This window comes from Aquibium carbonis, from assembly GCF_003970795.1.
GTDB classification, from domain to species: Bacteria; Pseudomonadota; Alphaproteobacteria; order Rhizobiales; family Rhizobiaceae; genus Aquibium; species Aquibium carbonis.
This window is the reverse complement of sequence record NZ_RWKW01000043.1, coordinates 46,063-69,299: the sequence shown is the minus strand read 5'-3', so window position 1 is coordinate 69,299 and position 23,237 is coordinate 46,063. Positions and strand designations below refer to the sequence as shown.

24 protein-coding genes and 1 pseudogene are annotated in these 23,237 nt (G+C 66.2%); 8 read left to right on the top strand and 17 right to left on the bottom strand.

From position 1 onward, the window contains the following. Positions 1-41: 41 nt before the first annotated feature. The 10 genes and pseudogenes from bamA to EJC49_RS12800 form a co-directional block, all read right to left on the bottom strand. The gene (gene bamA / locus EJC49_RS12845) at positions 42-2,417 is read right to left on the bottom strand and encodes an outer membrane protein assembly factor BamA (RefSeq protein WP_126700333.1); all 2,376 of its coding nucleotides are present in this window, start codon (positions 2,415-2,417) and stop codon (positions 42-44) included. Positions 2,418-2,630: 213 nt separating this feature from the next. Continuing rightward, positions 2,631-3,773, bottom strand: coding sequence for an RIP metalloprotease RseP (gene rseP / locus EJC49_RS12840; RefSeq protein WP_126700332.1), 1,143 nt, complete (start codon positions 3,771-3,773; stop codon positions 2,631-2,633). Positions 3,774-3,863: 90 nt separating this feature from the next. Further along, positions 3,864-4,679 carry a phosphatidate cytidylyltransferase gene (locus tag EJC49_RS12835; protein WP_126700331.1) on the bottom strand — a complete coding sequence of 272 codons (816 nt, stop codon included), beginning with the start codon at positions 4,677-4,679 and terminating at the stop codon, positions 3,864-3,866. A gap of 31 nt (positions 4,680-4,710) precedes the next feature. Further along, positions 4,711-5,463: pseudogene (locus EJC49_RS12830) on the bottom strand (isoprenyl transferase); the annotation flags it as partial. Continuing rightward, the gene (frr, locus tag EJC49_RS12825; RefSeq protein ID WP_126700329.1) at positions 5,464-6,024 is read right to left on the bottom strand and encodes a ribosome recycling factor; all 561 of its coding nucleotides are present in this window, start codon (positions 6,022-6,024) and stop codon (positions 5,464-5,466) included. 38 nt (positions 6,025-6,062) lie between these two features. After that, positions 6,063-6,785 carry a UMP kinase gene (pyrH, locus tag EJC49_RS12820; RefSeq protein ID WP_126700328.1) on the bottom strand — a complete coding sequence of 241 codons (723 nt, stop codon included), beginning with the start codon at positions 6,783-6,785 and terminating at the stop codon, positions 6,063-6,065. Between the two features lie 96 nt (positions 6,786-6,881). Next, positions 6,882-7,805, bottom strand: coding sequence for a translation elongation factor Ts (tsf, locus tag EJC49_RS12815; RefSeq protein WP_126700327.1), 924 nt, complete (start codon positions 7,803-7,805; stop codon positions 6,882-6,884). A gap of 157 nt (positions 7,806-7,962) precedes the next feature. Beyond that, positions 7,963-8,724 (bottom strand): 30S ribosomal protein S2, encoded by a 762-nt coding sequence (gene rpsB, locus EJC49_RS12810; RefSeq protein WP_126700326.1) that lies wholly within the window; start codon positions 8,722-8,724, stop codon positions 7,963-7,965. Positions 8,725-8,962: 238 nt separating this feature from the next. Continuing rightward, entirely contained in the window at positions 8,963-9,244 is a 282-nt protein-coding gene (locus EJC49_RS12805; RefSeq protein WP_126700325.1) for a DUF4031 domain-containing protein, read from the bottom strand. A gap of 4 nt (positions 9,245-9,248) precedes the next feature. Further along, positions 9,249-10,073, bottom strand: coding sequence for a cell envelope integrity EipB family protein (locus EJC49_RS12800; protein WP_126700324.1), 825 nt, complete (start codon positions 10,071-10,073; stop codon positions 9,249-9,251). A 145-nt stretch (positions 10,074-10,218) separates the two neighbouring features. Here EJC49_RS12800 and EJC49_RS12795 point away from each other — a divergent pair, with 145 nt between their 5' ends. The 6 genes from EJC49_RS12795 (at position 10,219) to EJC49_RS12770 (ending at position 14,957) form a co-directional block, all read left to right on the top strand. After that, on the top strand, positions 10,219-10,683 hold the full coding sequence (locus EJC49_RS12795; protein WP_126700323.1) for a RidA family protein: 465 nt from the start codon (positions 10,219-10,221) through the stop codon (positions 10,681-10,683). 16 nt (positions 10,684-10,699) lie between these two features. Continuing rightward, a complete protein-coding gene (locus EJC49_RS12790) occupies positions 10,700-11,416 on the top strand; it encodes a glycerophosphodiester phosphodiesterase (protein ID WP_126700322.1) in 717 nt (238 codons plus the stop codon). Positions 11,417-11,506: 90 nt separating this feature from the next. Next, a complete protein-coding gene (locus EJC49_RS12785) occupies positions 11,507-12,703 on the top strand; it encodes a GNAT family N-acetyltransferase (RefSeq protein WP_126700321.1) in 1,197 nt (398 codons plus the stop codon). Between the two features lie 2 nt (positions 12,704-12,705). Further along, positions 12,706-13,461, top strand: coding sequence for a class I SAM-dependent methyltransferase (locus tag EJC49_RS12780; protein ID WP_126700320.1), 756 nt, complete (start codon positions 12,706-12,708; stop codon positions 13,459-13,461). Positions 13,462-13,485: 24 nt separating this feature from the next. Continuing rightward, complete coding sequence (locus tag EJC49_RS12775; protein ID WP_126700347.1) at positions 13,486-13,614, top strand: DUF2256 domain-containing protein; 129 nt, start codon at positions 13,486-13,488, stop codon at positions 13,612-13,614. A 188-nt stretch (positions 13,615-13,802) separates the two neighbouring features. After that, positions 13,803-14,957, top strand: a complete 1,155-nt coding sequence (locus EJC49_RS12770; RefSeq protein WP_126700319.1) for an extracellular catalytic domain type 1 short-chain-length polyhydroxyalkanoate depolymerase — start codon at positions 13,803-13,805, stop codon at positions 14,955-14,957. 40 nt (positions 14,958-14,997) lie between these two features. Here the strand turns inward: EJC49_RS12770 and EJC49_RS12765 are convergent, their stop codons facing one another. Continuing rightward, positions 14,998-15,996: a sensor histidine kinase gene (locus EJC49_RS12765; protein WP_126700346.1), complete on the bottom strand. Its 999-nt coding sequence runs from the start codon at positions 15,994-15,996 to the stop codon at positions 14,998-15,000. Between the two features lie 205 nt (positions 15,997-16,201). Between EJC49_RS12765 and EJC49_RS12760 the strand changes: the two genes are divergently transcribed. Beyond that, entirely contained in the window at positions 16,202-16,633 is a 432-nt protein-coding gene (locus EJC49_RS12760) for an HIT family protein (RefSeq protein WP_126700318.1), read from the top strand. A gap of 302 nt (positions 16,634-16,935) precedes the next feature. Here the strand turns inward: EJC49_RS12760 and EJC49_RS12755 are convergent, their stop codons facing one another. The 5 genes from EJC49_RS12755 to EJC49_RS12735 all read right to left on the bottom strand — a co-directional run bounded on the left by EJC49_RS12755 (position 16,936) and on the right by EJC49_RS12735 (position 21,614). Then, positions 16,936-17,286, bottom strand: coding sequence for an AzlD domain-containing protein (locus tag EJC49_RS12755; RefSeq protein ID WP_126700317.1), 351 nt, complete (start codon positions 17,284-17,286; stop codon positions 16,936-16,938). Continuing rightward, positions 17,283-17,963 carry an AzlC family ABC transporter permease gene (locus EJC49_RS12750; RefSeq protein WP_342635354.1) on the bottom strand — a complete coding sequence of 227 codons (681 nt, stop codon included), beginning with the start codon at positions 17,961-17,963 and terminating at the stop codon, positions 17,283-17,285. Before EJC49_RS12750 ends, EJC49_RS12755 begins: the two co-directional genes overlap by 4 nt. A 231-nt stretch (positions 17,964-18,194) precedes the next feature. After that, positions 18,195-20,669, bottom strand: a complete 2,475-nt coding sequence (clpA, locus tag EJC49_RS12745) for an ATP-dependent Clp protease ATP-binding subunit ClpA (RefSeq protein WP_126700315.1) — start codon at positions 20,667-20,669, stop codon at positions 18,195-18,197. A gap of 8 nt (positions 20,670-20,677) precedes the next feature. Further along, positions 20,678-21,028 carry an ATP-dependent Clp protease adapter ClpS gene (clpS, locus tag EJC49_RS12740; protein ID WP_425358813.1) on the bottom strand — a complete coding sequence of 117 codons (351 nt, stop codon included), beginning with the start codon at positions 21,026-21,028 and terminating at the stop codon, positions 20,678-20,680. A gap of 256 nt (positions 21,029-21,284) precedes the next feature. Then, positions 21,285-21,614: a phasin family protein gene (locus EJC49_RS12735; protein ID WP_126700314.1), complete on the bottom strand. Its 330-nt coding sequence runs from the start codon at positions 21,612-21,614 to the stop codon at positions 21,285-21,287. 141 nt (positions 21,615-21,755) lie between these two features. Here EJC49_RS12735 and EJC49_RS12730 point away from each other — a divergent pair, with 141 nt between their 5' ends. Continuing rightward, positions 21,756-22,310 (top strand): RBBP9/YdeN family alpha/beta hydrolase, encoded by a 555-nt coding sequence (locus EJC49_RS12730; protein WP_170314704.1) that lies wholly within the window; start codon positions 21,756-21,758, stop codon positions 22,308-22,310. Between the two features lie 73 nt (positions 22,311-22,383). Here EJC49_RS12730 and EJC49_RS12725 read toward each other — a convergent pair whose 3' ends face one another. Continuing rightward, positions 22,384-23,205, bottom strand: coding sequence for a ferredoxin--NADP reductase (locus EJC49_RS12725; RefSeq protein WP_126700312.1), 822 nt, complete (start codon positions 23,203-23,205; stop codon positions 22,384-22,386). Positions 23,206-23,237: the final 32 nt, after the last annotated feature.

Genomic DNA, 23,237 nt, shown 5'->3' with positions numbered 1-23,237 from the left:
CCCGAACCGGGCGGGGTGACCCGCCCGGTGAGCCCCGCCGATCAGAAGCGGGTGGAAATGCCGATGTTGAAGTTCTGGACCTCGTCGGTGTCTTCCTTCACGACCGGAACGGCGTAGTCGACACGCAGCGGGCCGAAGGGCGAAGCCCACAGGACCGAGGCGCCGATCGATGCGCGCCAGTTCATGTCGGCCGAACCCGCCTGTACCTGCGGCAGCGAATTGCCGTAGATCGTGGCTGCGTCGGCGAAGACCGCGCCCTTCAGGCCGAGGCTCTCCGGCAGCAGCGGCAGCGGGAACTGAACCTCCGCCGTGGCGTTGAAGTAGGTCGTGCCGCCGAGATGATCCTCAGGACGGGTCGAGTCGACGGGGCCGATGCCGCTCGATTCGAAACCGCGGATGATGCGGCTGGTGTTCTGGAAGTAATCGAACAGCCGCAGGTCACGGCCCGTCTCGACGATGTGACCACCGCCCACCGAGAGGAGCGCCACCACGTCCTGCTCGGCGAGCAGGGTGTGGTAGTAGGTCGCCCGACCGGTCAGCTTGAGCCACTCCGCATCGCCGCCCAGGCCGGCGAACTCGCCGGTGAAGGTCGCATAGATGCCCGAGCGCGGGTTGTTCATGTTGTCGATCGTGTTGAACAGCAGCGTGCCGCTCACCGACGACTTCACCCATTTGCCCTGTTCGATCGCATCGACGTAAGCCTGACCGATATCGCCGGGGCAGTCCCCGAGAATGCCGTCGTCATTGTCGTCGCAATCGCTCGAGTAGGAGTAATCCTGAACCGAGTAGTTGTAGGCCACCTGGGTCGACAGCGCCCGCGTGATCGGCAGGCCCAGGCGAACGGTCGCGCCGGTTTCTTCCGTGTCGTAATAGGTCGAATTGCGCGTGCGACGGAACACGTCGAAGCCGGCCGAAATGCGCCGGCCGAGGAAATACGGCTCGGTGAAGGACAGGCCATAGTCGCGCGAATTCTTGCCGCCGCCGGCCGACACTTTGATGTACTGGCCGCGGCCGAGGAAGTTGCGCTCGCTGACCGAACCCTCGACGGAAACACCGCCCGTACCCCGGGTCTCGTCGCCGGTGGAATAGCCGGCGCCGATCGAGAACTCGCCGGTCGACTTCTCGACCACGTCGATGACGAGGTAGACCTGGTCTGGCTGCGAACCCGGTACGGTCGAGACGTTGACCGAGGTGAAGTAATTCAGGCTTTCGAGCCGGCGCTTGGCGCGCTGCACCATCACCTGGTTGAAGGCGTCGCCCTCGCTGACGTCGAACTCGCGACGGATCACGTAGTCGCGGGTGCGGGAATTGCCGCGGATCTCGATGCGCTCGATATAGGTGCGCGCGCCCTGATCGACCGCATAGGCCACCGAGATCGTGCGATTCTCGAAGTCGCGGTCGCCGCGCGGCGTCACCTGGGCGAAGGCATAGCCCATGCCCACGACGCGCTCGGTCAGGGCGATGATCGTGTCCTCGACGTCCTTGGCGCTGTACACCTTGCCCGGGCTGGTCTTGACCAGCGAGCGCAGGGACGCCTCGTCGACGCCCTCCAGCGTGCTGTCGATCGAGACGTTGCCGAAGGTGTAGCGATCGCCTTCCTCGACGGTGAAGGAAACGGTGTATTCGTTGCGGGTCTCGTCGAGCTCGGCATAGGAGGAGATGACGCGGAAATCCGCATAGCCGCGGTTGTAGTAGAAGCGGCGCAGGGCTTCCTCGTCGGCGCGCAGGCGATCCTCGCTGTAGAGGTCGTCGCGGAACAGGAAGGACAGCACGTTCGACGACTTGGTCGAGATGACCTCCTTCAGGCGCCGGGCGCTGAAGGCGTTGTTGCCGACGAAGTTGATGTTGGCGATCTTGGTGCGGTCGCCCTCGTTGATCTCGAACACCACGTTCACGCGGTTGTCGCCGAGATCGATCGTGCGGGCGCTGACCGACGCGTCGTCGCGGCCGATGGCGCTGTAGGCCTGGCGAATGGACTGCGTGTCCGCCTCGAGCGCGGAGTCCGAATAAGTGCCACGAGGCTTCAGCTGGACGGCCTGCGAAAGGTTCGCGTCCTTGATCTTGCGGTTGCCCTGGAAGATCACCTGGTTGACGATGGCATATTCATCCACCTGGATGACCAGGGTCGATCCGACCTGGTTGATGCGCACGTCGGCGAAAAGCCCGGTGCCGAAGAGGCGCTTGACGCCTTCGTCGATGTCGGACGGACCGAAATTGCGGCCGGGCTGGATGCCCACATATTCACGGATGGTGGCGTTGTCGACCCGGCGGTTGCCCCGAACGTCGATGCTGCTGACCACTGCCGCCTGCGCCGCAACCACTGCGGCGAACTGGACGGCGAATGCGCCGGACGCGACCAAGCCGGTCGATAGGGCGAGGGCCGAAACGGCGCTCACGAAATGTCTGCCTGCCTTCATCGGGCTTGTATACCTTGCTCTCGTAGTCCCCACGGCGAGATACCGGACGGCCGGCCGAAGCCGCATACCGTATGACCCGTATTTCCTATACACGCAAGGCTCCTGGTTAATTTGTATTTACTAATCCCGGTGGCGTGTCGTTCGGGTCACGCTATTTCCGCCGCATGGTAAATCATCGGTGAATGGACCCTCCCCCTCGACGCCATCGTTCGCTTAGCAGCCAAACAGGTCGTTCCAGAAGACGAACGCCATGAAGGCCAGCACCAGTAGCACGCCAGCACGATAGAACAGTTCCATGACACGTTCGGAAACCGGTCTGCCGCTTGCCGCCTCAACTGCATAGAAGAGAAGGTGTCCGCCGTCCAGCGGCGGAATGGGCAGCAGGTTCAGAACGCCGATGCCGACCGACAGCATCGCGACCAGTTGCACGAGCCAGTCGAACCCCTTCGCAGCCGCCTTTCCAGCCATGTCGGCGATCTTGACCGGCCCCCCAAGCTGGCACCTGTCTTCACGGCCTGCGACAAATCGTTTCAAGAATTGACCGGTCCTGAGGATCACGTCGCCGGTCTCGACGACCGCTTGTGTGAATGATTCCAACGGTCCGTACTCGACGATGCGCGGCTGGCCGACCTCCTGGTTGTTGACGACGCCGATGATTCCCACGCGGATCGTGTTGCCCAGCGCGTCGGTCTGCTCGGAGAGTTCCGGCGTGGCGACCAGCTCGATCTCGCGCTCGTCGCGCAGCATGACGAAGGTCAGCGCGTCGCCCGCGCGGCCGGTCACGTAGCGCTGCACGTCGGTGAACGTCTCCACCCGGTTTCCGTCGACCCGCAGGAAACGGTCGCCGGGCTGGAAGCCGGCGGCGTCGGCCGGGCTGCCCGGGCGCACCTCCGCCACCATCGGGTCGGAGACGAATCGCCCGTAGAGGCCGAACATCACCGCAAACACCGCGATCGTGAGCAGGAAATTGAAAAGCGGTCCGGCCACCACGGTCGCCGCGCGCTTCCAGACCGGCTGCAGATGGAAGGCCCGCTTGCGGTCCTCATCCGACAGGTCGGCCATCTGCTCGGCATCGGGCGGCGTGCTCGCCGCGTTCATGTCGCCGACGAACTTGACGTATCCGCCCAGCGGAATCAGCGACAGCTTCCAGCGCGTGCCATGGCGGTCGTTGAAGCCGAAGAGCTCGGGGCCGAAACCGATCGAGAAGGCCTGTACGCCGATGCCGCACAGGCGCCCGACCAGATAGTGCCCCATCTCGTGGACGAAGACGACGATGGTCAGCACGAACAGGAACGGCACGATGGTGCCAATCAGCAGGCCGTCCGTTCCGAAGATGGATAGTGCGATCTCGCCCAAGCTCGATTCTCGCCTCTTGTCTGGCCCCGATGGATCCGAGGTTGGAAGGACAATCCGGGCGACAGGATGACGCTGCCGGCCCGGGATGGGTCAGAACGCGAAGAGAACAGCCGCAGGCTTCTCCGCTCCCGACATCAGCCAGCCGACGACGTACAGGGCCGTGGCGGCCGCCACAAGCCCGTCCACACGATCCATCACGCCGCCATGCCCGGGAATGAGACGGGAGGAATCCTTGGCGCCGTAGCGGCGCTTGATCCAGGATTCGAAGAGATCGCCGATCTGCGAGGCGACCGACAGGAAGATCGCGACGAGGGCGAGCATCGGCCAGTGGGCGACCCCGACGGCGGCGGCCACCGCCACGCCGGCCGCAACGCCAAACAGCGCGCCGCCCGCCGCGCCGCTCCAGGTCTTGCCGGGCGAGATGGCGGGGGCGAGCTTGGGGCCGCCGATGGCGCGCCCGACGAAGTAGGCGAATACATCCGTCGCCCAGACCACGGCGAACAGGAAGGCAATGGCGACGAGGCCGGCCGTGTCGCCGCCGCGCAGCGCCGCGAAGGCGATGCAGGGGATCGCCGCATAGGCGATGCCGGTCGCGCCCCAGGCGCCATGGCCGGCGAACGAGCCGACCGCCAGCGCGGCGAGCAGGACCGGCACCAGCGCCACGAAGGTGACGTCCGCCGGCGTGCCGGCCGCCATGAGCAGCAGCGGAACCGCCAGCAGCAGCCCATAGGCGCCCGCGGCGGTCCATCGCCTGTCGAGCCCGGCCATGTGCGCCCATTCGTAGAAGATCGCGAAGCCGGCGACCGCCACCAGCAGGCGGAACGGCAGCCCGCCCAGCCATGCCAAAAGCAGAACGGCCGGCGCCAGCACCAGCGCCGACAGGATGCGAAGCCGGAGATTGCTCATCGGCGTGCTGCGGTCGTGGCGCAGCCGGCGCTCACGAGGCGACGTCTCGCGCCGGTATGCCGCCGAAGCGGCGATCGCGCCGTTCGAAGGCAGCCACCACGTCGGCCAGGTGGCCCTGGCTGAAATCCGGCCAGAAACAGTCCAGGAAGCTGAACTCGGCATAGGCGGCCTGCCAGAGCAGGAAGTTGGACAGGCGCTGGTCGCCGCCCGTCCGCACGATCAGGTCGGGGTCGGGCATGCCCGCGGTGTCCAGGAACGCACCGAAGGTCTCGGCCGTCACCTGTCCCGACGAGATCTCGCCCTCCGCCGCCATGCGGGCGATCTTGGCCGCCGCCCGGGCGATCTCGTCGCGCGCACCATAGTTGAACGCGATCACGAGATTCATCGACACGTTGTCGGCCGTCAGCGCTTCGGCCTCCTCGAGCAGCATCCGGATGTCGGGCTTCAGGCCCTTGCGCTCGCCGATCACCCGCACCCGAACGCCGTTCTGGTGCAGTTCGGCGAGGTCGCGCCGGATGAACATCTTCAGGAGGCCCATCAGGTCGCTGACCTCGGTCGGCGGGCGCGACCAGTTCTCGGAAGAGAATGCGTAGACCGTCATCCAGCGGATGCCGAGATCGCCCACCGCGCGCACGGTGCGGCGCAGCGCTTCCACGCCGGAACGATGGCCAGCCGTGCGTGGCAGCCCCCGAGCCGTCGCCCAACGGCCGTTTCCGTCCATGATGAAGGCGATGTGCTCGGGCTTCGGCATGCTGTTCCTCGCGCGCGGCGTGTCGACGGCCGCTCAGACCTGCATGATCTCCGCCTCTTTTTCGGCAAGCGCCGAATCGATCGCGGAGATCGTGTCGTCGGTCATCTTCTGGACCTTGTCGGACCGGATCCGAACGTCGTCCTGCGCGAGGTCGCCATCCTTTTCGGCCTTCTTCAGGGCATCCATGCCATCGCGCCGCACATGGCGGGTGGCGACACGCGCCTGCTCGGCATACTGGTGCGCAATCTTTACCAGTTCCTTGCGCCGCTGCTCATTGAGCTCGGGCAGCGGGATGCGCAGCGTGGTCCCGTCCATGATCGGGTTGAAGCCGAGGTTCGATTCGCGAATGGCGCGGTCCACGGCGCCGACCATCTGCTTGTCCCAGACGGACACCGCGATCATGCGCGGTTCCGGCACCGTGACGTTGGCCACCTGGTTGATCGGCATCGACGATCCGTAGGCGTTGACCATGACCGGATCGAGCAGGTTTGAAGAGGCCCGTCCCGTTCGCAGCGACGCCAGGTCGTGCTTGAACGCGCTCACGGCGCCGTCCATGCGGCGCTGCAGGTCCTTGAGGTCGTATGCGATGCTCATCGTCTTGCTCCATGCTCGGCCGCCGTTCGGGGGACGCCTCAGGCATCCGCCACGGTCGTGCAGCGGCCTTCTCCCTTCAGAATCGCTCCGAACCCGCCTTGTTCGTGGATCGAATAGACGATTATCGGAATGTTGTTTTCGCGTGCAAGCGCTATCGCGGCCGTGTCCATGATGGCCAGTCCGCGCTCGATCACCTCGGTGTGAGTCAGGCGTTCGAAGCGCTCGGCGGTCGGATCCTTCTTCGGATCGGCCGAATAGACGCCGTCCACCTGCGTGCCCTTGAAGAGGGCGTCCGCACCGATCTCGGCGGCGCGCAGCGCAGCGGCCGAATCGGTGGTGAAGAAGGGATTGCCCGTTCCGCCGGCGAAGATCACCACCTTGCCGGCATTCATGTAGGCGGTTGCCTGGCGCTGCGAGAAGCTCTCGCACAGTTCCGGCATGGCGATGGCCGACAGCACGATGGCCTCGACGCCGAGCTTGGACAGCGAGGTGCGCAGGGCCAGCGAATTGATCACGGTCGCCAGCATGCCCATGTGGTCGCCGGTCACGCGGTCACCGCCCTTGGACGCCACCGCCACGCCACGAAAGATGTTGCCGCCGCCGATCACCACCCCGACCTCGACGCCCAGCGCGCGGGCCTCGGCGATGTCGGAGGCGATCCGGTCGACGACCGAGACGTCGATGCCGAACCCCTGCCCGCCCATCAGCGCCTCGCCCGAAGCTTTGAGGACCACGCGGCGATACTGTGGCTTGGCGGGCATCTTTACCTCGATTGTTGCGGATGGCGGGTCTGCGATACACGAAGGGCGCCGCGATGTCACGCGGCGCCCTCGCCTGCAAGTCGCTGGAATCAGGACTTACTTCTTGACGGCGGCAGCCACTTCGGCGGCAAAATCCGTCTCTTCCTTCTCGACGCCTTCGCCGAGCGCGACGCGCACGAAGCCGGTGATCGTCGCCGGGGCGCCGATGTCCTTCTCCGCTGCCTTCAGCGCCGCCTCGACCGTCAGGTCGGGGTTGATCACGAAGGCCTGCTTGAGGAGGACGACCTCCTCGTAGAACTTGCGCAGGCGGCCTTCGACCATCTTCTCGATGATGTTGTCGGGCTTGCCCGATTCGCGTGCCTGCTCGGTGAAGATCGCCTTTTCGCGGGCAACGGCCGTGGGATCGATCTGCTCGGCCGTCAGCGCCATCGGGCTGGTGGCCGCCACGTGCATGGCGACCTGCCGGCCGAAGGCGCGCGCGGCTTCCGAATCGCCCGTCGTCTCGATGGCCACCAGCACGCCCAGCTTGCCGAGTCCGTCGGTGACGGCGTTGTGGATGTAGGTCGCAACCGCGCCCGACTGCACCGTCAGCATGGCCGAACGACGCAGGTTCATGTTCTCGCCGATCGTGCCGATCGCGTCCTTGATCGTGTCCGACACGCTCTTGGCCGAGCCCGGATAGGTGCTCGCGGCCAGCGCCTCGACCGAACCGTCGGTCGTCAGGGCCACCTGGGCGATGTTGCGCACGATGTCCTGGAAGGCCTCGTTGCGGGCCACGAAGTCGGTCTCGGAGTTCACCTCGACCACAACACCCTTGGTGGCGTCGGAATTGACCGCGATCAGGCCTTCCGCCGCCGTGCGGCCGGCCTTCTTGTCGGCCTTGGCGATGCCCTTGGCGCGCAGCCAGTCGATCGCCGCCTCCATGTCGCCATTGGTCTCGTTCAGCGCCGTCTTGCAGTCCATCATGCCCGCGCCGGTCTTGTCGCGGAGTTCCTTGACCTGTGCAGCCGAAATGCTCATCTCAACCTCTCGTCCAATCCCGGAAGACCCATTGGCGCGCCTTCGGGGCGGCGCCGGCCGTTCCGGCCAAATTTGCTTGCGAATCGGGCGCGATCCTGGACCGCGCCCCACCGCGTCGCAGATCAATGCGACGCGGATGTTACCGTCGGCATTTGCCTCAGGCGTTGCCTTCCAGCACCGGCTCGACCGGGGCTTCCTCGGAAGCGCCGATGTCCATGCCGAGCGAGCCCTGCTGGCGCGCGATGCCGTCGATCGCGGCCTTGGCGATCAGCTCGCAATAGAGCGAGATGGCGCGGGCGGCGTCGTCATTGCCCGGGATCGGATAGTCGATCTTGTCCGGATCGCAGTTGGAATCGATGATCGCGACGACCGGGATGCCGAGACGCTTGGCTTCCTGGATGGCGATCGCTTCCTTGTTGGTGTCGATCACGAACATCAGGTCCGGGGTCGAGCCCATGTCCTTGATGCCGCCGAGCGCCTTGTCCAGCTTCTCGCGCTCGCGCTCGAGGTTCAGGCGCTCCTTCTTGGTGAAGCCCTGTGCCTCGCCGGCCAGCAGTTCGTCGAGCTTGCGAAGGCGCTGGATCGAGTGCGAAATCGTTTTCCAGTTGGTCAGCATGCCGCCGAGCCAGCGCGAGTTGACGTAATACTGCGCCGAACGCTGCGCGGCGTCCGCCACGATTTCCGAAGCAGCCCGCTTGGTGCCGACGAAGAGCACGCGGCCGCCGCCGGCCACGGTGTCGGACACGACCTTGAGCGCCTGGTTCAGCAGCGGAACCGTCTGCGACAGGTCGATGATGTGGATGTTGTTGCGGGCGCCGAAGATGTAGGGCGCCATCTTCGGGTTCCAGCGGTGGGTCTGGTGGCCGAAGTGAATGCCAGCTTCGAGGAGCTGGCGCATGCTGTAATCAGGCAGTGCCATCGTCTTTTCCTTTCCGGTTCAAGCCTCCACGGACCATCGACGCCCCGAACATTCGGAAACGCCACCGGAGGTCTCAGCCGGATTTCTCCCGGACAGACACCAAAGCCCGTGTGTGGAATGAGCGCGCACTTAAGGTATTTGGGCAGCCATTGCAAGCTGCCCCACGCTCCCGGCATTGCCGCATCCAGCGGATCGCCGGTGCGGCACGGCCGCCCGGCCTCTCGGGAGAACCGGTTGGTCAGGGTCTCGGCCGCTTGCCGCCCTTCACCCGCACCCGGCGGAACACCGCGACGATTTCCTGCCGCGTCGCGCTGACCGCGCCGAGCCGCAGCGCCCTGTCACGCTCGAAACCGGTGATGTCGTAGTGCGGGGCCGAGGTGCGCGGCGGGCCCTGGTACACGTGCATGGTCAGGCCCAGCCGCGCGGCGAAGCGATGCAGTTCCGCTTCGTCGTCCGCCATGAGATGACACCATTTCCGACCAGCCCAGACCCAGATCGGACTGTCGACATAGACCGTCATGCGCTCAGTTGGGGCAGTCGGGCGTCCGGTCGAAGATCGTCAGGTCGACGAGCCTGCCCTTCATCGAGAATTCGCCGTAATCCATCACGAGGTCGCGGGTGATGCCGTTCTCGTGCAGCTTGAAGTCGATCCTGTAGTCGGGGACCTCCTCGCCCTCCACGTCGGACAGGTCGAAATAGGCCACCGACACAGGCCAGTAGGTGGACGTGCCGATCGCCTTGGCGGCGGGGAATTCCTCGTCCGGCTTCGGCGACGTTTCCGGCCTGCCGATGATGACGGTGGTGGTCATGATGCGGTCGGCATCCTCCGAGCCGTCGAACAGGCTGGTTTCGTAGAAGGTTTCCCCGGCCTTGGCCTTCTCGATCAGTTCCACCAGGTGCTGGGTCGGGAAATGCGTCTCCTCCAGCCGGATCTCGGCCTCTTCCGGCTTGGAGACGTCGATGATGGTCGCGCCATTCATCCGGCGGGCCGAGCCCTTGACCTCCCGGTCGAGCTGCTGGTCGACATAGGATTTCGTCACGAAGTCGAAGGTCTCGCCCTCCGCGCCTTCGTACGTCGTCGTCTGCTGGTCGGTGATTCGCGACAGGTCGGCGGTTTCGATCTGCGAGACGAAGCGGAAGGTCACCGTGTAGCCTTCGCATGCCGAACCGTCGAACTCGTAGACCATCCGCCCACTGATCGAAGTGATGCCGGACCGGTCGGACGCCTTCTCGAGCACGATGTCGTAGACGGCGCGATGCGGGGTCAGGACCGGCTGCGCCAGGACCGGGGAGGCGATGACGGAGACCGCGCCGACGGCCGCGACTTCGATGAAGCGCTTGAGGCGCATGGGTGAAACTCCCTATTGGACACGGCACGTTCGCGGCACGAGAGGCCCGCTCGTCGCACGATAGAGAAAAACTCATGGCCTTTGCGAGGCGAAAATTGCAGATTGCGGCGCAATCCACCTTAACGTGACCAAGCGGAGCTAGCCGATGACCGAAACGGTCGAAACCCGCCTTCTGGCAATGGGCGTGCGACTGCCGCCGGCTGCCGCGCCCGCGGCCAACTACGTTCCGTTCAGCCTGACGGGCAAGCTCCTGTTCACAGCCGGACAGTTGCCCCTCGAAGGCGGCAAGCTTGCGGCGACGGGCCTGCTCGGGCGCGATCTGGGCACGGCCGCCGGCAAGGATGCCGCGCGCCTGTGTGCCATCAACGTGCTTGCCCAGGCCAAGGCCGCGACGGGCGATCTCGACAGCATCGCGCGCCTGGTCAAGATCACCGTCTTCGTCGCCTCCACGCCGGACTTCACCGAACAGCATCTCGTGGCCAACGGCGCTTCGGACCTGCTTGCCGAGGCCCTCGGCGACAAGGGCCGGCACGCCCGCTCGGCCGTCGGCGTCGCCTCGCTGCCGCTGAATGCGCCGGTCGAGGTCGAAGCCGTGTTCGAAATCGCCTGACCCTCCGGAAGCACCCATGACCGACCTCTCCTGGCTGACCGCCCGGCCGATCGCCCATCGCGGCTATCACGACCTGAACAAGTCCCGGTGGGAAAACACGCTCTCGGCCTTCGACGCCGCGATGGCGAAGAACTTCGCCATCGAGTGCGACGTGCACCTGACCGCGGACGGCGTGCCGGTCGTCTTTCACGACGACGATCTCCTGCGGCTCGCCGGCCGCGACGGCTTCGTCTGGCAGCGCACGGCGGCCGAGATGGGCGCCCTGTCGATCGGCGGCACCGCCGACCACGCCCCTACCCTGGCGGCCATGCTCGAGCGCGTCGCCGGCCGCGTGCCGCTGGTCATCGAGCTCAAGGGCATTCCCGGCCACGACGAGGGTCTGGTGGCGAAGGTGGCCGCGCTGCTGCGCGCCTACCCCGGCCCGGCAGCCATCATGTCCTTCGACCACTGGCTCGTCCGCCGGTTCCCGATCGAAGCGGCCGGCATTCCGGCCGGGCTGACCGCCTGCGGCCAGAAGCAGAGCGAGATCGAGGCGCATTTCTCCATGCTCGGGAACGGCATCTCCTTCGTTTCCTACGGCGTCTTCGACCTGCCGAACCCCTTCATCCGCTTCGTGCGCGAGAGGCTTTCGATGCCCGTCATCACCTGGACGGTGCGCAAGCCGGCCGAGGTCGCGCAGACCTTCGCCGAAGCCGACCAGATGACCTTCGAGGGCTTCGATCCCGACGCGTGAATCCGATGCTGCAATGCGAAGGCGCGGACTTGCAACGCCGCGCACGGACCATATGTTGGTGCGCATGAAGGCGGTCAGGGCGGCGGCGCGATGAGCAAGGGCGAATTCGTCATCCGGGTCGTCCCGTCTCTGACGGATTTTTCGCGCCAGGACTGGGGCCTGCTCGCGGGCGCTTCACGCGACGATTCGCAAACACCCTACAACCCCTTCGTTTCGTGGGATTTTCTCGCCTCTCTGGAGGAAGCGGGCTGCGCCGCCGCCCGCACCGGCTGGCAGGGCCAGCATCTCCGCCTGGAAGCGCCGGACGGCACGCTGCTCGGCGCGGTGCCCTGTTATCTCAAGTCCCACAGCCAGGGTGAATACGTCTTCGACCATGGCTGGGCCGACGCATTCTCGCGCGCTGGCGGCGACTACTATCCCAAGCTCCAGACCTCCGTACCCTTCACGCCGGCCGCCGGACCGCGCCTGCTCGTGGCGCGCGGGCAGGACGGCGCCGCGGTGCGCCAGGCGCTCGCCGCCGGCTTGAAGATGCTGGCCGACCGGCTCGGCGTATCGTCGGCCCACGTCACCTTCGCGCCCGAGGACGAGGTCGCCCTTCTCGAGGAAGCCGGCTTCCTGCACCGCAACGACCAGCAGTTCCACTTCTTCAACGCCGGCTACGGCTCCTATGACGATTTCCTCGAGACGCTCGCCTCGCGCAAGCGCAAGGCGCTGCGCAAGGAGCGCCGCGCCGCGCTCGACAACGGCATCACCATCGATCGGCTCACCGGCAAGGAGTTGACGGAGTCCGTCTGGGACGATTTCCACCGCTTCTACGTCGACACCGGCAGCCGCAAATGGGGTCGTCCCTATCTCAACCGGCGCTTCTTCTCGCTGGTCGGCGAGCGCATGGCCGACGACATCCTGTTGGTGATGGCGAAACGCGGTGGCCGCTACATCGCCGGCGCGATCAACTTCATCGGCGCGGACACGCTGTTCGGGCGCAACTGGGGCTGCGTGGAGGACCACCCGTTCCTGCATTTCGAGGTCTGCTACCATCAGGCCATCGACTTCGCCATCGAACGCAAGCTGAAGGTCGTCGAAGCCGGCGCACAGGGCGAGCACAAGCTGGCGCGCGGCTATCTCCCCGTCGTCACCCATTCGGCCCACTATCTTTCGCACCCCGGTCTGCGCCGCGCTGTGGCCGACTATCTCGTGCGCGAGCGCGCCGAGGTGGCGGCGATCGGCGAATATCTGGAAGAGCGCGGCCCCTACCGGAAGGGCGAGCGACCAGGCGAGGACGAATGACCATGGACGAGACTGCCCTTTTGGTCGACCTGCACCGCGATACCCCCCGACAGGGGCCGGGCGGCGACGAACAGACGCGGTTGGCCATCGCTTTGTCCGGGCTCGCCGCCGGGCGGAACCTCTCCATCGCCGATATCGGCTGCGGCACCGGCGCGTCGACATTGGTGCTCGCACGCGATCTCGACGCGGGGATCACTGCCGTCGACCTGTTCGCGACCTTTCTCGACAAGCTGGCCGCCGCCGCCGAACGCGAAGGGCTTGGCGACCGCATTTCCCCGGTTTGCGCCCCGATGGAGGCCCTGCCCTTCGCCGACGCGTCGCTCGACGCGATCTGGTCGGAAGGCGCGATCTACGCCATGGGCTTCGTCGAAGGCATCCGCGCCTGGCGCCGCTTCCTCAAGCCGGGGGGAATCCTCGCGGTTTCCGAACTCACCTGGCTCACGCTGGAGCGGCCGGACGAACTGACCGCGCACTGGATGCACGAATACCCGCAGGTCGACACGGCCGCCGCCAAGATGGCGCAACTGGAGGACGCGGGCTACGCGCCGCTTGGCTATTTCGTGCTGCCGGAACAGTGCTGGCGGGACCATTATTACGGGCCGCTTCAGGCCTCCTTCGCCGATTTCCTGGCGCGCCACGACCAGTCGGCCGCCGCCCGCGCCGCCGTCGCATCCGCCAAGGCCGAGATCGACCTGTACGAGCGCTTCGCCGGCTTTTTCAGCTACGGCTTCTACGTCGCGCAGAAGCGCGGTGCGTGAGGCGCCGACGTGACCGCGAAGAAGATCGCCAAGGCCGACCTGCCCACCAAGATCTGCGCCGCATGCGGCCGCCCGTTCGCCTGGCGCAAGAAGTGGCGCAAGGACTGGGATCAGGTGAAGTACTGTTCGGATGCGTGCCGTCGCAAGCGGTAGCGAGCAGCAGATGGCCTGCGGCGGCGGCACCGGCGTTCGCCAAAACTGCCGTACCGACTGAACGAGCAGACGCCACCCCGCTGTATCGCCCTTCCCTCTGGTCATTGTGCAGTGCAGCAACCATATTCGCGGCACGACGTTTGAGGTGCTGCCGTCCTCTCCGGCCGGCGTCAACAAGGATGCCCCCATTGCGCAAGATCTCGGACACCATCGCGCGGCTCGCCGCGCTCAAGGCGATGCACGCCACCCGTCCGGCGGGTCGGGAGACCTCTGCGGAGAACCTGCCCCTGCTGTCCGATTTCGGCTCCAACCCGGGCGCGCTGACAGCCCGGCACCGCGTGCCCTCGGGCCACCGGCAAGGCCGGCCGCTGGTGGTCGTCCTTCATGGCTGCACGCAGAATGCGCTCGCCTACGACCATCACTCCGGCTGGTCGCAACTGGCCCACGACGCGGGCTTCGCGCTGCTCTATCCCGAGCAGCAGCGCGGCAACAATCCCAACCTGTGCTTCAACTGGTTCCTGCCCGGCGACACCCAGCGCCTGGCCGGCGAGGTGCTGTCGATCCGCCAGATGATCGACACGATGGTCGAGATGCATGGCATCGACCGCGACCGCATCTTCGTCACCGGGCTGTCGGCCGGGGGCGCCATGGCGGCGTCCCTTCTGGCCACCCACCCGGAAGTCTTTGCCGGCGGCGCCATCATCGCGGGGCTTGCCCACGGCATCGCGCGTACCGTGCCGGAAGCCTTCGACCGCATGCGCGGCCAGGGCCTTCCGCCGGAGCGCACCCTGCAGCGGCTGCTTCGCGACGGCTCCGACCATCGCGGCCCCTGGCCCCGCATCTCGATCTGGCAGGGAACCGCCGACCAGACCGTCGCCGCGTCCAATGCCGAGGCCATCGCGGCGCAGTGGCGCGGGGCCCACGGCCTCGACGAAGCGTCGAGCCATTTCCGCACCTCGGGCGTGGTCACCACACAGGTCTGGCACGATCCGGCCGGCGATGCCGTGCTGGAAATGAACATGGTCGCCGGCATGGGCCACGGCACGCCGCTGGCCTCGGGCCTCGGCGCGCCGGGGCCCTACATGCTCGACGTCGGCGTGTCGTCCACCCGTGAGATCGCCCGATTCTGGGGCATCGCCGACGCGGCGGACGAGCGGATATCGACGCCTTCGGACAGCCGGGCCGTCGTGCTCCATGGCGGCCCGTCGGACGCCCGCGACCACCCGAACGCGGCGCGTCCCGAAGCCCCGGCGGATGGTGCGGCGGCCGCGTCCGGCGCCGCTGTGTCGGGCATCCAGAAGACCATCGAGGACGCCCTTCGCGCCGCCGGACTGATGCGCTGAGGCTGACCGGCGACATCGGCGAGAGCGCTCGGCTGCCCGCTCAATCCGCCAGTTTCGCGGCCTTCATGGTAATGGTCACGATGATGCCGTCGTCGGACCAGTCGGTCTTGATCGTTCCTTCAAGCTGGCGGGAGACGCTGCGGTTGAGGAGCTTGCTCCCGTACCCTTCTTCACCGTTGGACGCCACGGGCGGTCCGCCTCGTTCCGTCCATACCAGTTCGACCTCCTCGTCGGTGGTGGTTCCAGAGATATCCAGGAGCCCCGACTGCGTTGACAGGGCGCCGTATTTGAGAGAGTTCGTCGCCAGTTCGTGGATGATCAGGGCCAGCGTCGTCGCGGACTGTTCGCCGATGCCCATGCGGGGAACGCCGACGCGGACACGCCCGGCAAACGCACCCGAATCGTCATAGGGAGCGAGCAGAACCGCGATCAGGTCGCCGAGCAACGCCGCCCTGCCCTGATCGTCCGCGAGCGGCCGAACCAGGTCGTGAGCCCTTCCGAGCGCGGTCAGCCGCTGGATCAGCTCCCGCGTCATCTCCTCCACGGAAGCGGCCGACCGGGAGGTCATGTTGGTCAGCCCGGCCGCGATCGCCAGCAGGTTCTTCACCCGGTGGCTCATCTCGCCTGCCAGCAGTTCATGGCTCTCTTCTGCCTGCTTGCGGCCGGTAACGTCCAGAAAGACGCCCGCCATCTGGCCTTGGTGCAGACCTTCGTCATTGCCGAGGCCACGCGCGGAGATCCAACGGATTTCCTGGTCGATCAGGATTCGGAAGTCGATTTCGTAGGCGCCCACCAGGGCCCGCGTCGCGGTGAAGGCGGCGCGCACCCGGTCCCTGTCGGCCGGATGGATGCGCGACGACAGGTCCTCGAACGTTACCTTGTCGGATCGCGGCAGTCCCCACAGCGTAAAGGCCTGATCGTCCATCGCGAAATCGTCGGTTTCGACCGTCCACGTCCATAGCGCGACGCCGGCCGCATGGAGGGCACGCTTCAGGTGCGACACTTCCCGGAGAGGATGGTTCTGGTCGCTGAATGGCATCTCGCTCTTTCTCGATGGCTGTCCGCGCCGATTGCCGGGGGCCGCGCCTTCCTGCGACGCTCGTCGTTGTACCGCATCGCTCGGACGAGGCAACCTGCGAACCGACAGCGAACCAGGGGTGAGTGTTCCGCCGCGAGGCGGTTGACGCCGCCGCCGCGAGCGACGAAACATCCCGCCAGCAATGCCAAGCCGCACGAGGGACATGATGAGCCTGCCCGCCTACGACGACCAGAACGTCTTCGCCAAGATCCTGCGCGGCGAGATGCCCTGCTTCAGGCTGTACGAGGACGAAGACACGTTGGCCTTCATGGACATCATGCCGCGCGCCGACGGCCATTGCCTGGTGATCCCGAAGAAGCCCGCCCGCAACATCCTCGACGTAGACGCCGACAGCATGGCGGCGGTGATGCGCACCGTGCAGAAACTGTCGCATGCGGTGATGACGGCCTTTGCCGCCGAGGGCGTGACCATCCAGCAGTTCAACGAGAGTGTGGGCGGCCAGGTGGTGTTCCACCTCCATGTCCATGTGCTGCCGCGCCACACGGGCGTGTCGCTCAGGCCGCACACCGGCGCAATGGCCGACAAGGCCGTGCTGGAAGCCAATGCGCAGAAGATCAGGGAAGCGCTGGGGGGCTGAGCCTTGCGGCTGTGCGAACGGCGCGGCGGGCGCCGTGCGTCCTTCGAGGCTCGCCCCAGCCGGTCGGCGATCGAGCGATGAAAGCCGTGCGGGCTCGCACCTCAGGATGAGGACCGTTGGTGGCTCGTAGGTAAACCGCGCGATATGGCCGGCATCGCTCAGACGCCCCTCATCCTGAGGCACACACTGCTCGATTTGGACCGGCGCACCAGAAACGGTCCTCATCCTGAGGTGCGAGCCCGCACGCCGCCCGGCGGCGCAGGGACAATCCCCGGCGGGCGAGCCTCGAAGGACGCACGACCTCACCCCAGCGCGAACCACCCGCCGACGAACACCGCCTCGGCCACGACGATGCCGACCAGCACCCGCCGACCGCCGAAGATATAGGCGGCAAAGCCGGCGATCGACGCCGCGAGCCGGAGCGCCAGCGGCGATTCGGCCAGCGCTCCGCCCGGAAAGAAGATCAGGTTGGCGATCACCGCTGCCACCAGCGCGGTGGCGACCGAGCGGACGAGAACGAGAACGTCCGAATCCTCCGATATCCGTCCGCCGAAATAGACGCCGAGGTAGCGCCAGGTGTCCGTGGCCAGCCATCCGGCGACGAGGATGAACAGGAACGGCCACCACCAGGCGTCGATCGCGTCGAAGCTCAAGGTGCTGCCCTCCGCCTGGCGTAGCGGTGCCAGCCATAGGCGGCCAGCCCGCCGATCAGCCCGGCCGCCAGCAGGTCGAAACCCGGCAGAAGCACATGGAACACAGGCCCGAGGCCCAGGCCGAGCACCATGGCGACATGGGCGGCCCGCTCGCGCGCCGATCCCCACAGCGAAGTCAGGAAATACATCGGGGTGAGCAGGAACAGTGCAGCCGACGCCACCGGCGGCAGCTGTTCGGCCACCATGTAGACGACCGCCACCACGATCATGTTGTTCAGGACCAGCATGCCGCCCAGCCCTGCATAGAAGGTGGTGCGCATGTCCGGCGGCACGTGGCGAAAGCGCTCCAGCGCCAGCACCCAGCTCGTCACCGCCACGAAATGCGACAGCAGGTAGAGGACCCACGGGCGCGTCGTGGGCGTGCGCATCTCGGGCACCAGCGCCACCACCATCGGCATCAGCCGGATCGACGACAGCGCCACCGCGAAAGCCGCCGCGAAAATCGAGGCGTTCGACAGGATCGCGCCGATCAGCACCACCTTGGCCGGCAGCGCCCAGACGACGGCCACCATGAACACGGTCTCAATCACGGTCAGGCCGGTTTCCTTGGCAAGACCGGCAAAGCCGACGAAGGCGGAGACGAGAATCAGTCCCGGGACGGAATAGGCGGCGGCCACGCCGCGCAAAAACCACCGCCACGGAACGCCTGCCTCACCCGGCACTGTCTGGGGAGTCTCTGGGGCCATGCCCGGCGCTTAGCACAACCGGCCCGCCATGACGACGCCAGCCGGCCCGAAGCCGTTGCGCCAGTGGCCGCGGACAGGCCGCGATCAAGGCCCTTCCGCCGAAGCACGAAGCCCGGAATCTCGCGATCCCGGGCTTCGAAGGCTCTCGACGGGCGCGCGCCGTCAGCTCTTGCGCGGCAGCTGCGGCACGAGGCTGCGCTTGGGCGGCTCCTTGCCCTTCGCGGCCGGCTTCGGCTTCGGCTTGGCGGCCGCCGCTGCCTTGGCCGGCCTGGCGCGCTTGGCCTTCGGCTTGCGCACGGGCCCGCCTTCGGGGTCTTCCTTCTTGGGCTTGACCGGGGTCTCGTCGGCGATCGTGTCGAGCTTGAGACCGGTCGCGCCGCCCTCCTTCTCCTCGACCGTCACGCGCACCGTGCCGCCCTTCTTCAGCTTTCCAAACAGCACTTCCTCGGCCAGCGGCTTCTTGATGTGCTCCTGGATGACGCGGCCGAGCGGACGCGCGCCCATGCGCTCGTCATAGCCGCGATCGGCCAGCCAGGCGATCGCTTCCGGCGACAGGTCGAAGGTGACGCCGCGCTCGGAAAGCTGCGCCTCGAGCTGCATGACGAACTTCTGCACCACCTGATGCACCACCGGCACCGGCAGCGAGCCGAACGGGATGATCGCGTCGAGACGGTTGCGGAACTCCGGCGTGAACAGGCGGTTGATCGCCTCCACGTCGTCGCCCTCGCGCTTCGACGAGCCGAAGCCGATCGCCGCCTTCTGCGCTTCGGCGGCGCCCGCATTGGTCGTCATGATCAGGATGACGTTGCGGAAGTCGATCTGCTTGCCGTTGTGGTCGGTCAGCTTGCCATGGTCCATCACCTGCAACAGGATGTTGAACAGGTCGGGATGCGCCTTCTCCACCTCGTCGAGCAGGAGCACGCAGTGCGGATGCTGGTCGACCCCGTCGGTCAGCAGCCCGCCCTGGTCGAAGCCGACATAGCCGGGAGGCGCGCCGATCAGGCGCGACACCGTGTGCCGCTCCATGTACTCCGACATGTCGAAGCGCAGCAGTTCGACGCCGAGCGAGGCGGCCAGCTGCTTGGCCACTTCCGTCTTGCCGACGCCGGTCGGGCCGGAGAACAAGTAGGAGCCGATCGGCTTCTCCGGTTCGCGCAGCCCGGCACGGGCAAGCTTGATCGCCGAGGCGAGCGCCGTGATCGCGGTGTCCTGGCCGTAGACGACGCTGCGCAGTTCCTGTTCCAGCGTGGCGAGCACCTTCTCGTCGTCGGCGGAAACGGTCTTGGGCGGGATGCGGGCCATCGTGGCGATGGTGGCCTCGATCTCCTTCACGCCGATCGTCTTCTTGCGCTTGTTCTCGGGCAGCAGCATCTGCGAGGCGCCGGTCTCGTCGATCACGTCGATCGCCTTGTCCGGCAGCTTGCGGTCGTTGATGTAGCGCGACGACAGTTCCACCGCCGCCTTGATGGCGTCGTTGGTGAATTTCACCTTGTGGAAGTCCTCGTAGTACGGCTTCAGCCCCTTCATGATCTCGATCGCGTCGTCGAGCGACGGCTCGTTGACGTCGATCTTCTGGAAGCGCCGCACCAGCGCGCGGTCCTTCTCGAAGAACTGGCGGAACTCCTTGTAGGTGGTGGAGCCGATGCAGCGGATCGCGCCCGACGACAGCGCCGGCTTCAGGAGGTTCGACGCGTCCATCGCGCCGCCCGAGGTCGCGCCCGCACCGATGACGGTGTGGATCTCGTCGATGAACAGCACCGCGCCCGGATAGTCCTCGAGCTCCTTGACGACCTGCTTCAGCCGTTCCTCGAAGTCGCCGCGATAGCGGGTGCCGGCCAGCAGCGTGCCCATGTCGAGCGCGAAGATGGTGGCGTTCAGAAGCACGCCCGGCACGTCGCCCTCGACGATGCGCTTGGCCAGGCCTTCGGCGATCGCCGTCTTGCCGACGCCGGGATCGCCGACATAGAGCGGGTTGTTCTTCGAACGGCGGCACAGCACCTGGATGGTGCGGTTGATCTCGCTCGCCCGCCCGATCAGCGGATCGATCTTGCCGGTCTTGGCCTTGGCGTTGAGATTGACGCAATAGGCCGTCAAGGCGTCCTGCTGCTTCTTCTTCACGCCATCCTCCGGCTCCGCGCCGGATTGTCCGGGCTGGTCCTCTTCGGCACCCCGCGGCGCGCGCGTCTCGGTCGCACCGGGACGCTTGGCGATGCCGTGCGAGATGTAGTTGACCGCGTCGTAGCGGGTCATCTGCTGTTCCTGCAGGAAATAGGCGGCGTGGCTCTCGCGCTCGGCGAAGATCGCCACCAGCACGTTGGCGCCCGACACTTCCTCGCGGCCCGACGACTGGACGTGGATCACCGCGCGCTGGATCACGCGCTGGAAGCCGGCCGTGGGCTTCGAATCTTCGTCGTAGCCGGTGACGAGGTTGTCGAGTTCGGTGTCGATGTAGTTGACCACCGTCTTCTTCAGGTCGTCCAGGTCGACGTTGCAGGCGCGCATGACGGCTGCCGCATCGACATCGTCGATCAGGGACAGGAGCAGATGTTCGAGCGTCGCATATTCGTGATGGCGCTCGTTCGCGAAGGTCAGCGCCTGGTGAAGGGCGCGTTCCAGGCCTTGGGAGAAAGCCGGCATTCAGTACCTCACTTTTTCTCCATCACGCATTGCAGGGGATGCTGATGCTGACGGGCAAAATCCATGACTTGCGACACTTTGGTCTCGGCGACCTCGAACGTATAGATGCCGCATTCGCCCACGCCGTGATTGTGGACGTGGAGCATGATCCGGGTCGCCGCCTCCCGGTCCTTCTGGAAGAATCGTTCCAGGATGTGGACCACGAACTCCATCGGCGTGTAGTCGTCGTTGAGGATGAGGACACGGTAGAGGCTGGGCTTCTTGGTCTTCGGCTTCGCCCGGGTGATGACGGCTGTGCCACGCCCCGGGGTGTTGGACCTGTCGTCGTTGCCCTGCATTCGCCCTGTGTGGTTTCGCATGGCTTGCCCACCCGTCTTCAAGTCCTGCCTTCCCGTGTCCCGGTCATTCGGAGAGTGTTCTCAATGTAGGCGATCATCGACGGATTTTAAGGCCTTCTTTCGCGCTGACAATATGGCGGCCTCCGGCGACCCGGATTTTTCGGCGGCAACGGATCCCGCCATGACCGAAAAATGAAAAAGCCCGGCCGCGGAACCGCGACCGGACCTGTCTAGCGCGGCGCGTCGCGCCTGTCCCGTCATTTCCCCTGCAGACGCTTCATTTGCTGCGGGACATCACCGATTCGAAGGGCTTGAGCGCATCGCGCGCCAGGTCGGCGAACAGGCCGCTCATGCGGGTCGCCTCGGCCACGCATGATTCGTAGGCACTCCGCGCAAAATCCGTCTGGACCTCGATCACCTTGTCGAGAGAATTCGAGGCAAGGAGCTTCTCCAGCGCGGCGCTGCCGGCCTCCGCCGACGTCCTGGTGAAATCGGTCGCTTCCGCCGCGATCGCCTGCGCGCCCTTGGTGACGGCCGCGACGCTCTTCAGGCTGGTGTCCATGAGTTCCTTGCCGAGGGTGTTCATGTCCTGGAACGAATTGACCATGCGAGTGCCTTTCCGGTGGGTGGTGCTGCGCGATCCGTCGACCGCAATGCACCAAAATTAGTTTGCACCGCACAACCCGTCAAGTTTGGGGGCTGCCCGCCTCGTCTTGCGAGCGCGGCATCGCCTCGCTACATGGGCGCCATGAAGATCAAGGACGCCGACATACTGATCATTCCCGGCTACACCAATTCGGGACCGGACCACTGGCAAAGCCGGTGGGAAACGAAGCTGTCGACGGCGCGCCGCGTCGAGCAGGCGGAATGGTCGAAGCCCGTTCGCGATGACTGGACGGCGGCGGTGGCCGAGGCCGCCAACGCCGCCGAGAAGCCGCTGGTTCTCGTCGCGCATTCGCTGGGCATTCCCACCGCCATCCACGCGCTTCCCGCCATCCGCCGCCGGATCGCCGGCGCCTTCCTGGTTGCCCCGCCCGACGTTTCCAACCCGAAGATCCGGCCGAAGCACCTGATGACCTTCGGGCCCTACCCGCGCGATCCGTTGCCCTTCCCCTCCATTCTCGTCGCCAGCCGGAACGACGAGTTCTGCGATTTCGCCGTCGCCGAGGACATCGCGGCCGCCTGGGGATCGATGTTCCTCGATGCCGGGGAAGCCGGGCACATCAACGCCGATGCCGGCTACGGCCCATGGCCCGAGGGCACGATGGCGTTCGCCCACTTCCTGACGCGGCTGGAAGGCTGAGTCGGCCTTGAAAGAAAGAGCGGCGGCCGATCGGGCCACCGCTCTGAAAACGCCATGTTCGAACCGGCGGCGATCAGCCGACGAAAGCGCGTTCCACCACGAAATCGGCGGGCGCGGCGTTGGAGCCTTCGACCAGCCCGAAATCCGCCACCAGCTTCGACACGTCGCGGATCATGTCGATCGAGCCGCAGATCATCACCCGGTCCGTTTCGGGATCGAACGCGTCGAATCCCAGATCCGCAAACAGCTTGCCCGACGAGATCAGGTCGGTGATGCGGCCCGTCCGGGGCGAGTCCTCGCGCGTGGTCGTGGCGTAATAGGTCAGCCGGCCTGCCGTCAGTTCGCCGATCAGCGGGTCTTCCGACACGGCGGCGAACAACTGGTCGCCATATTGCAGTTCGGCCACGCCCCGGCAGGTGTTGGTCAGCACCACCTGTTCGAACTTGTCGTACGTCTCGGGATCGCGGATCAGGCTGGCAAAAGGCGCGATGCCTGTGCCGGTGGCGATCATCCACAGCCGCTTGCCGGGCTTCAGCGCGTCGAGCACCAGCGTGCCGGTCGACTTCTGGCGCAGCAGGATCGTATCGCCCGGCGCGATCTTCTGCAGTTCCGAGGTCAGCGGGCCGTCCGGAACCTTGATCGAATAGAACTCCAGTTCCTCGTCCCAGGCGGGGCTGGCGATCGAATAGGCGCGGAAGATCGGCTTTTCGGCATTCGGCAGGCCGATCATCACGAACTCGCCGGAGCGGAAGCGAAAGCTCTGCGGCCGGGTGATGCGAAACGAGAACAGGCTGTCGGTGTAATGCGTCACCGAAACAACCGTCTCGGCATGGACGTTGGCCGGGATCGGAAAGCGCAGGGGCGCTGCATTCTCGTTGGCGGGCACCGCGGTCATCGGCTCAACTCTCCCGGGCTGGTGTTTCGAGC

Bases quoted from the DNA above. Each gene is read 5' to 3' on its own strand.
- EJC49_RS12725 (WP_126700312.1), bottom strand. From the start codon at position 23,205: ATGACCGCGGTGCCCGCCAACGAGAATGCAGCGCCCCTGCGCTTTCCG.
- EJC49_RS12785 (WP_126700321.1), top strand. From the start codon at position 11,507: ATGAGCAAGGGCGAATTCGTCATCCGGGTCGTCCCGTCTCTGACGGAT.
- rpsB (WP_126700326.1), bottom strand. From the start codon at position 8,724: ATGGCACTGCCTGATTACAGCATGCGCCAGCTCCTCGAAGCTGGCATT.
- tsf (WP_126700327.1), bottom strand. From the start codon at position 7,805: ATGAGCATTTCGGCTGCACAGGTCAAGGAACTCCGCGACAAGACCGGC.
- EJC49_RS12835 (WP_126700331.1), bottom strand. From the start codon at position 4,679: ATGAGCAATCTCCGGCTTCGCATCCTGTCGGCGCTGGTGCTGGCGCCG.
- pyrH (WP_126700328.1), bottom strand. From the start codon at position 6,785: ATGCCCGCCAAGCCACAGTATCGCCGCGTGGTCCTCAAAGCTTCGGGC.
- EJC49_RS12805 (WP_126700325.1), bottom strand. From the start codon at position 9,244: ATGACGGTCTATGTCGACAGTCCGATCTGGGTCTGGGCTGGTCGGAAA.
- clpS (WP_425358813.1), bottom strand. From the start codon at position 21,028: ATGCGAAACCACACAGGGCGAATGCAGGGCAACGACGACAGGTCCAAC.
- bamA (WP_126700333.1), bottom strand. From the start codon at position 2,417: ATGAAGGCAGGCAGACATTTCGTGAGCGCCGTTTCGGCCCTCGCCCTA.
- EJC49_RS12795 (WP_126700323.1), top strand. From the start codon at position 10,219: ATGACCGAAACGGTCGAAACCCGCCTTCTGGCAATGGGCGTGCGACTG.
- EJC49_RS12800 (WP_126700324.1), bottom strand. From the start codon at position 10,073: ATGCGCCTCAAGCGCTTCATCGAAGTCGCGGCCGTCGGCGCGGTCTCC.
- EJC49_RS12780 (WP_126700320.1), top strand. From the start codon at position 12,706: ATGGACGAGACTGCCCTTTTGGTCGACCTGCACCGCGATACCCCCCGA.
- EJC49_RS12735 (WP_126700314.1), bottom strand. From the start codon at position 21,614: ATGGTCAATTCGTTCCAGGACATGAACACCCTCGGCAAGGAACTCATG.
- EJC49_RS12790 (WP_126700322.1), top strand. From the start codon at position 10,700: ATGACCGACCTCTCCTGGCTGACCGCCCGGCCGATCGCCCATCGCGGC.
- EJC49_RS12730 (WP_170314704.1), top strand. From the start codon at position 21,756: ATGAAGATCAAGGACGCCGACATACTGATCATTCCCGGCTACACCAAT.
- EJC49_RS12765 (WP_126700346.1), bottom strand. From the start codon at position 15,996: ATGCCATTCAGCGACCAGAACCATCCTCTCCGGGAAGTGTCGCACCTG.
- frr (WP_126700329.1), bottom strand. From the start codon at position 6,024: ATGAGCATCGCATACGACCTCAAGGACCTGCAGCGCCGCATGGACGGC.
- clpA (WP_126700315.1), bottom strand. From the start codon at position 20,669: ATGCCGGCTTTCTCCCAAGGCCTGGAACGCGCCCTTCACCAGGCGCTG.
- EJC49_RS12760 (WP_126700318.1), top strand. From the start codon at position 16,202: ATGAGCCTGCCCGCCTACGACGACCAGAACGTCTTCGCCAAGATCCTG.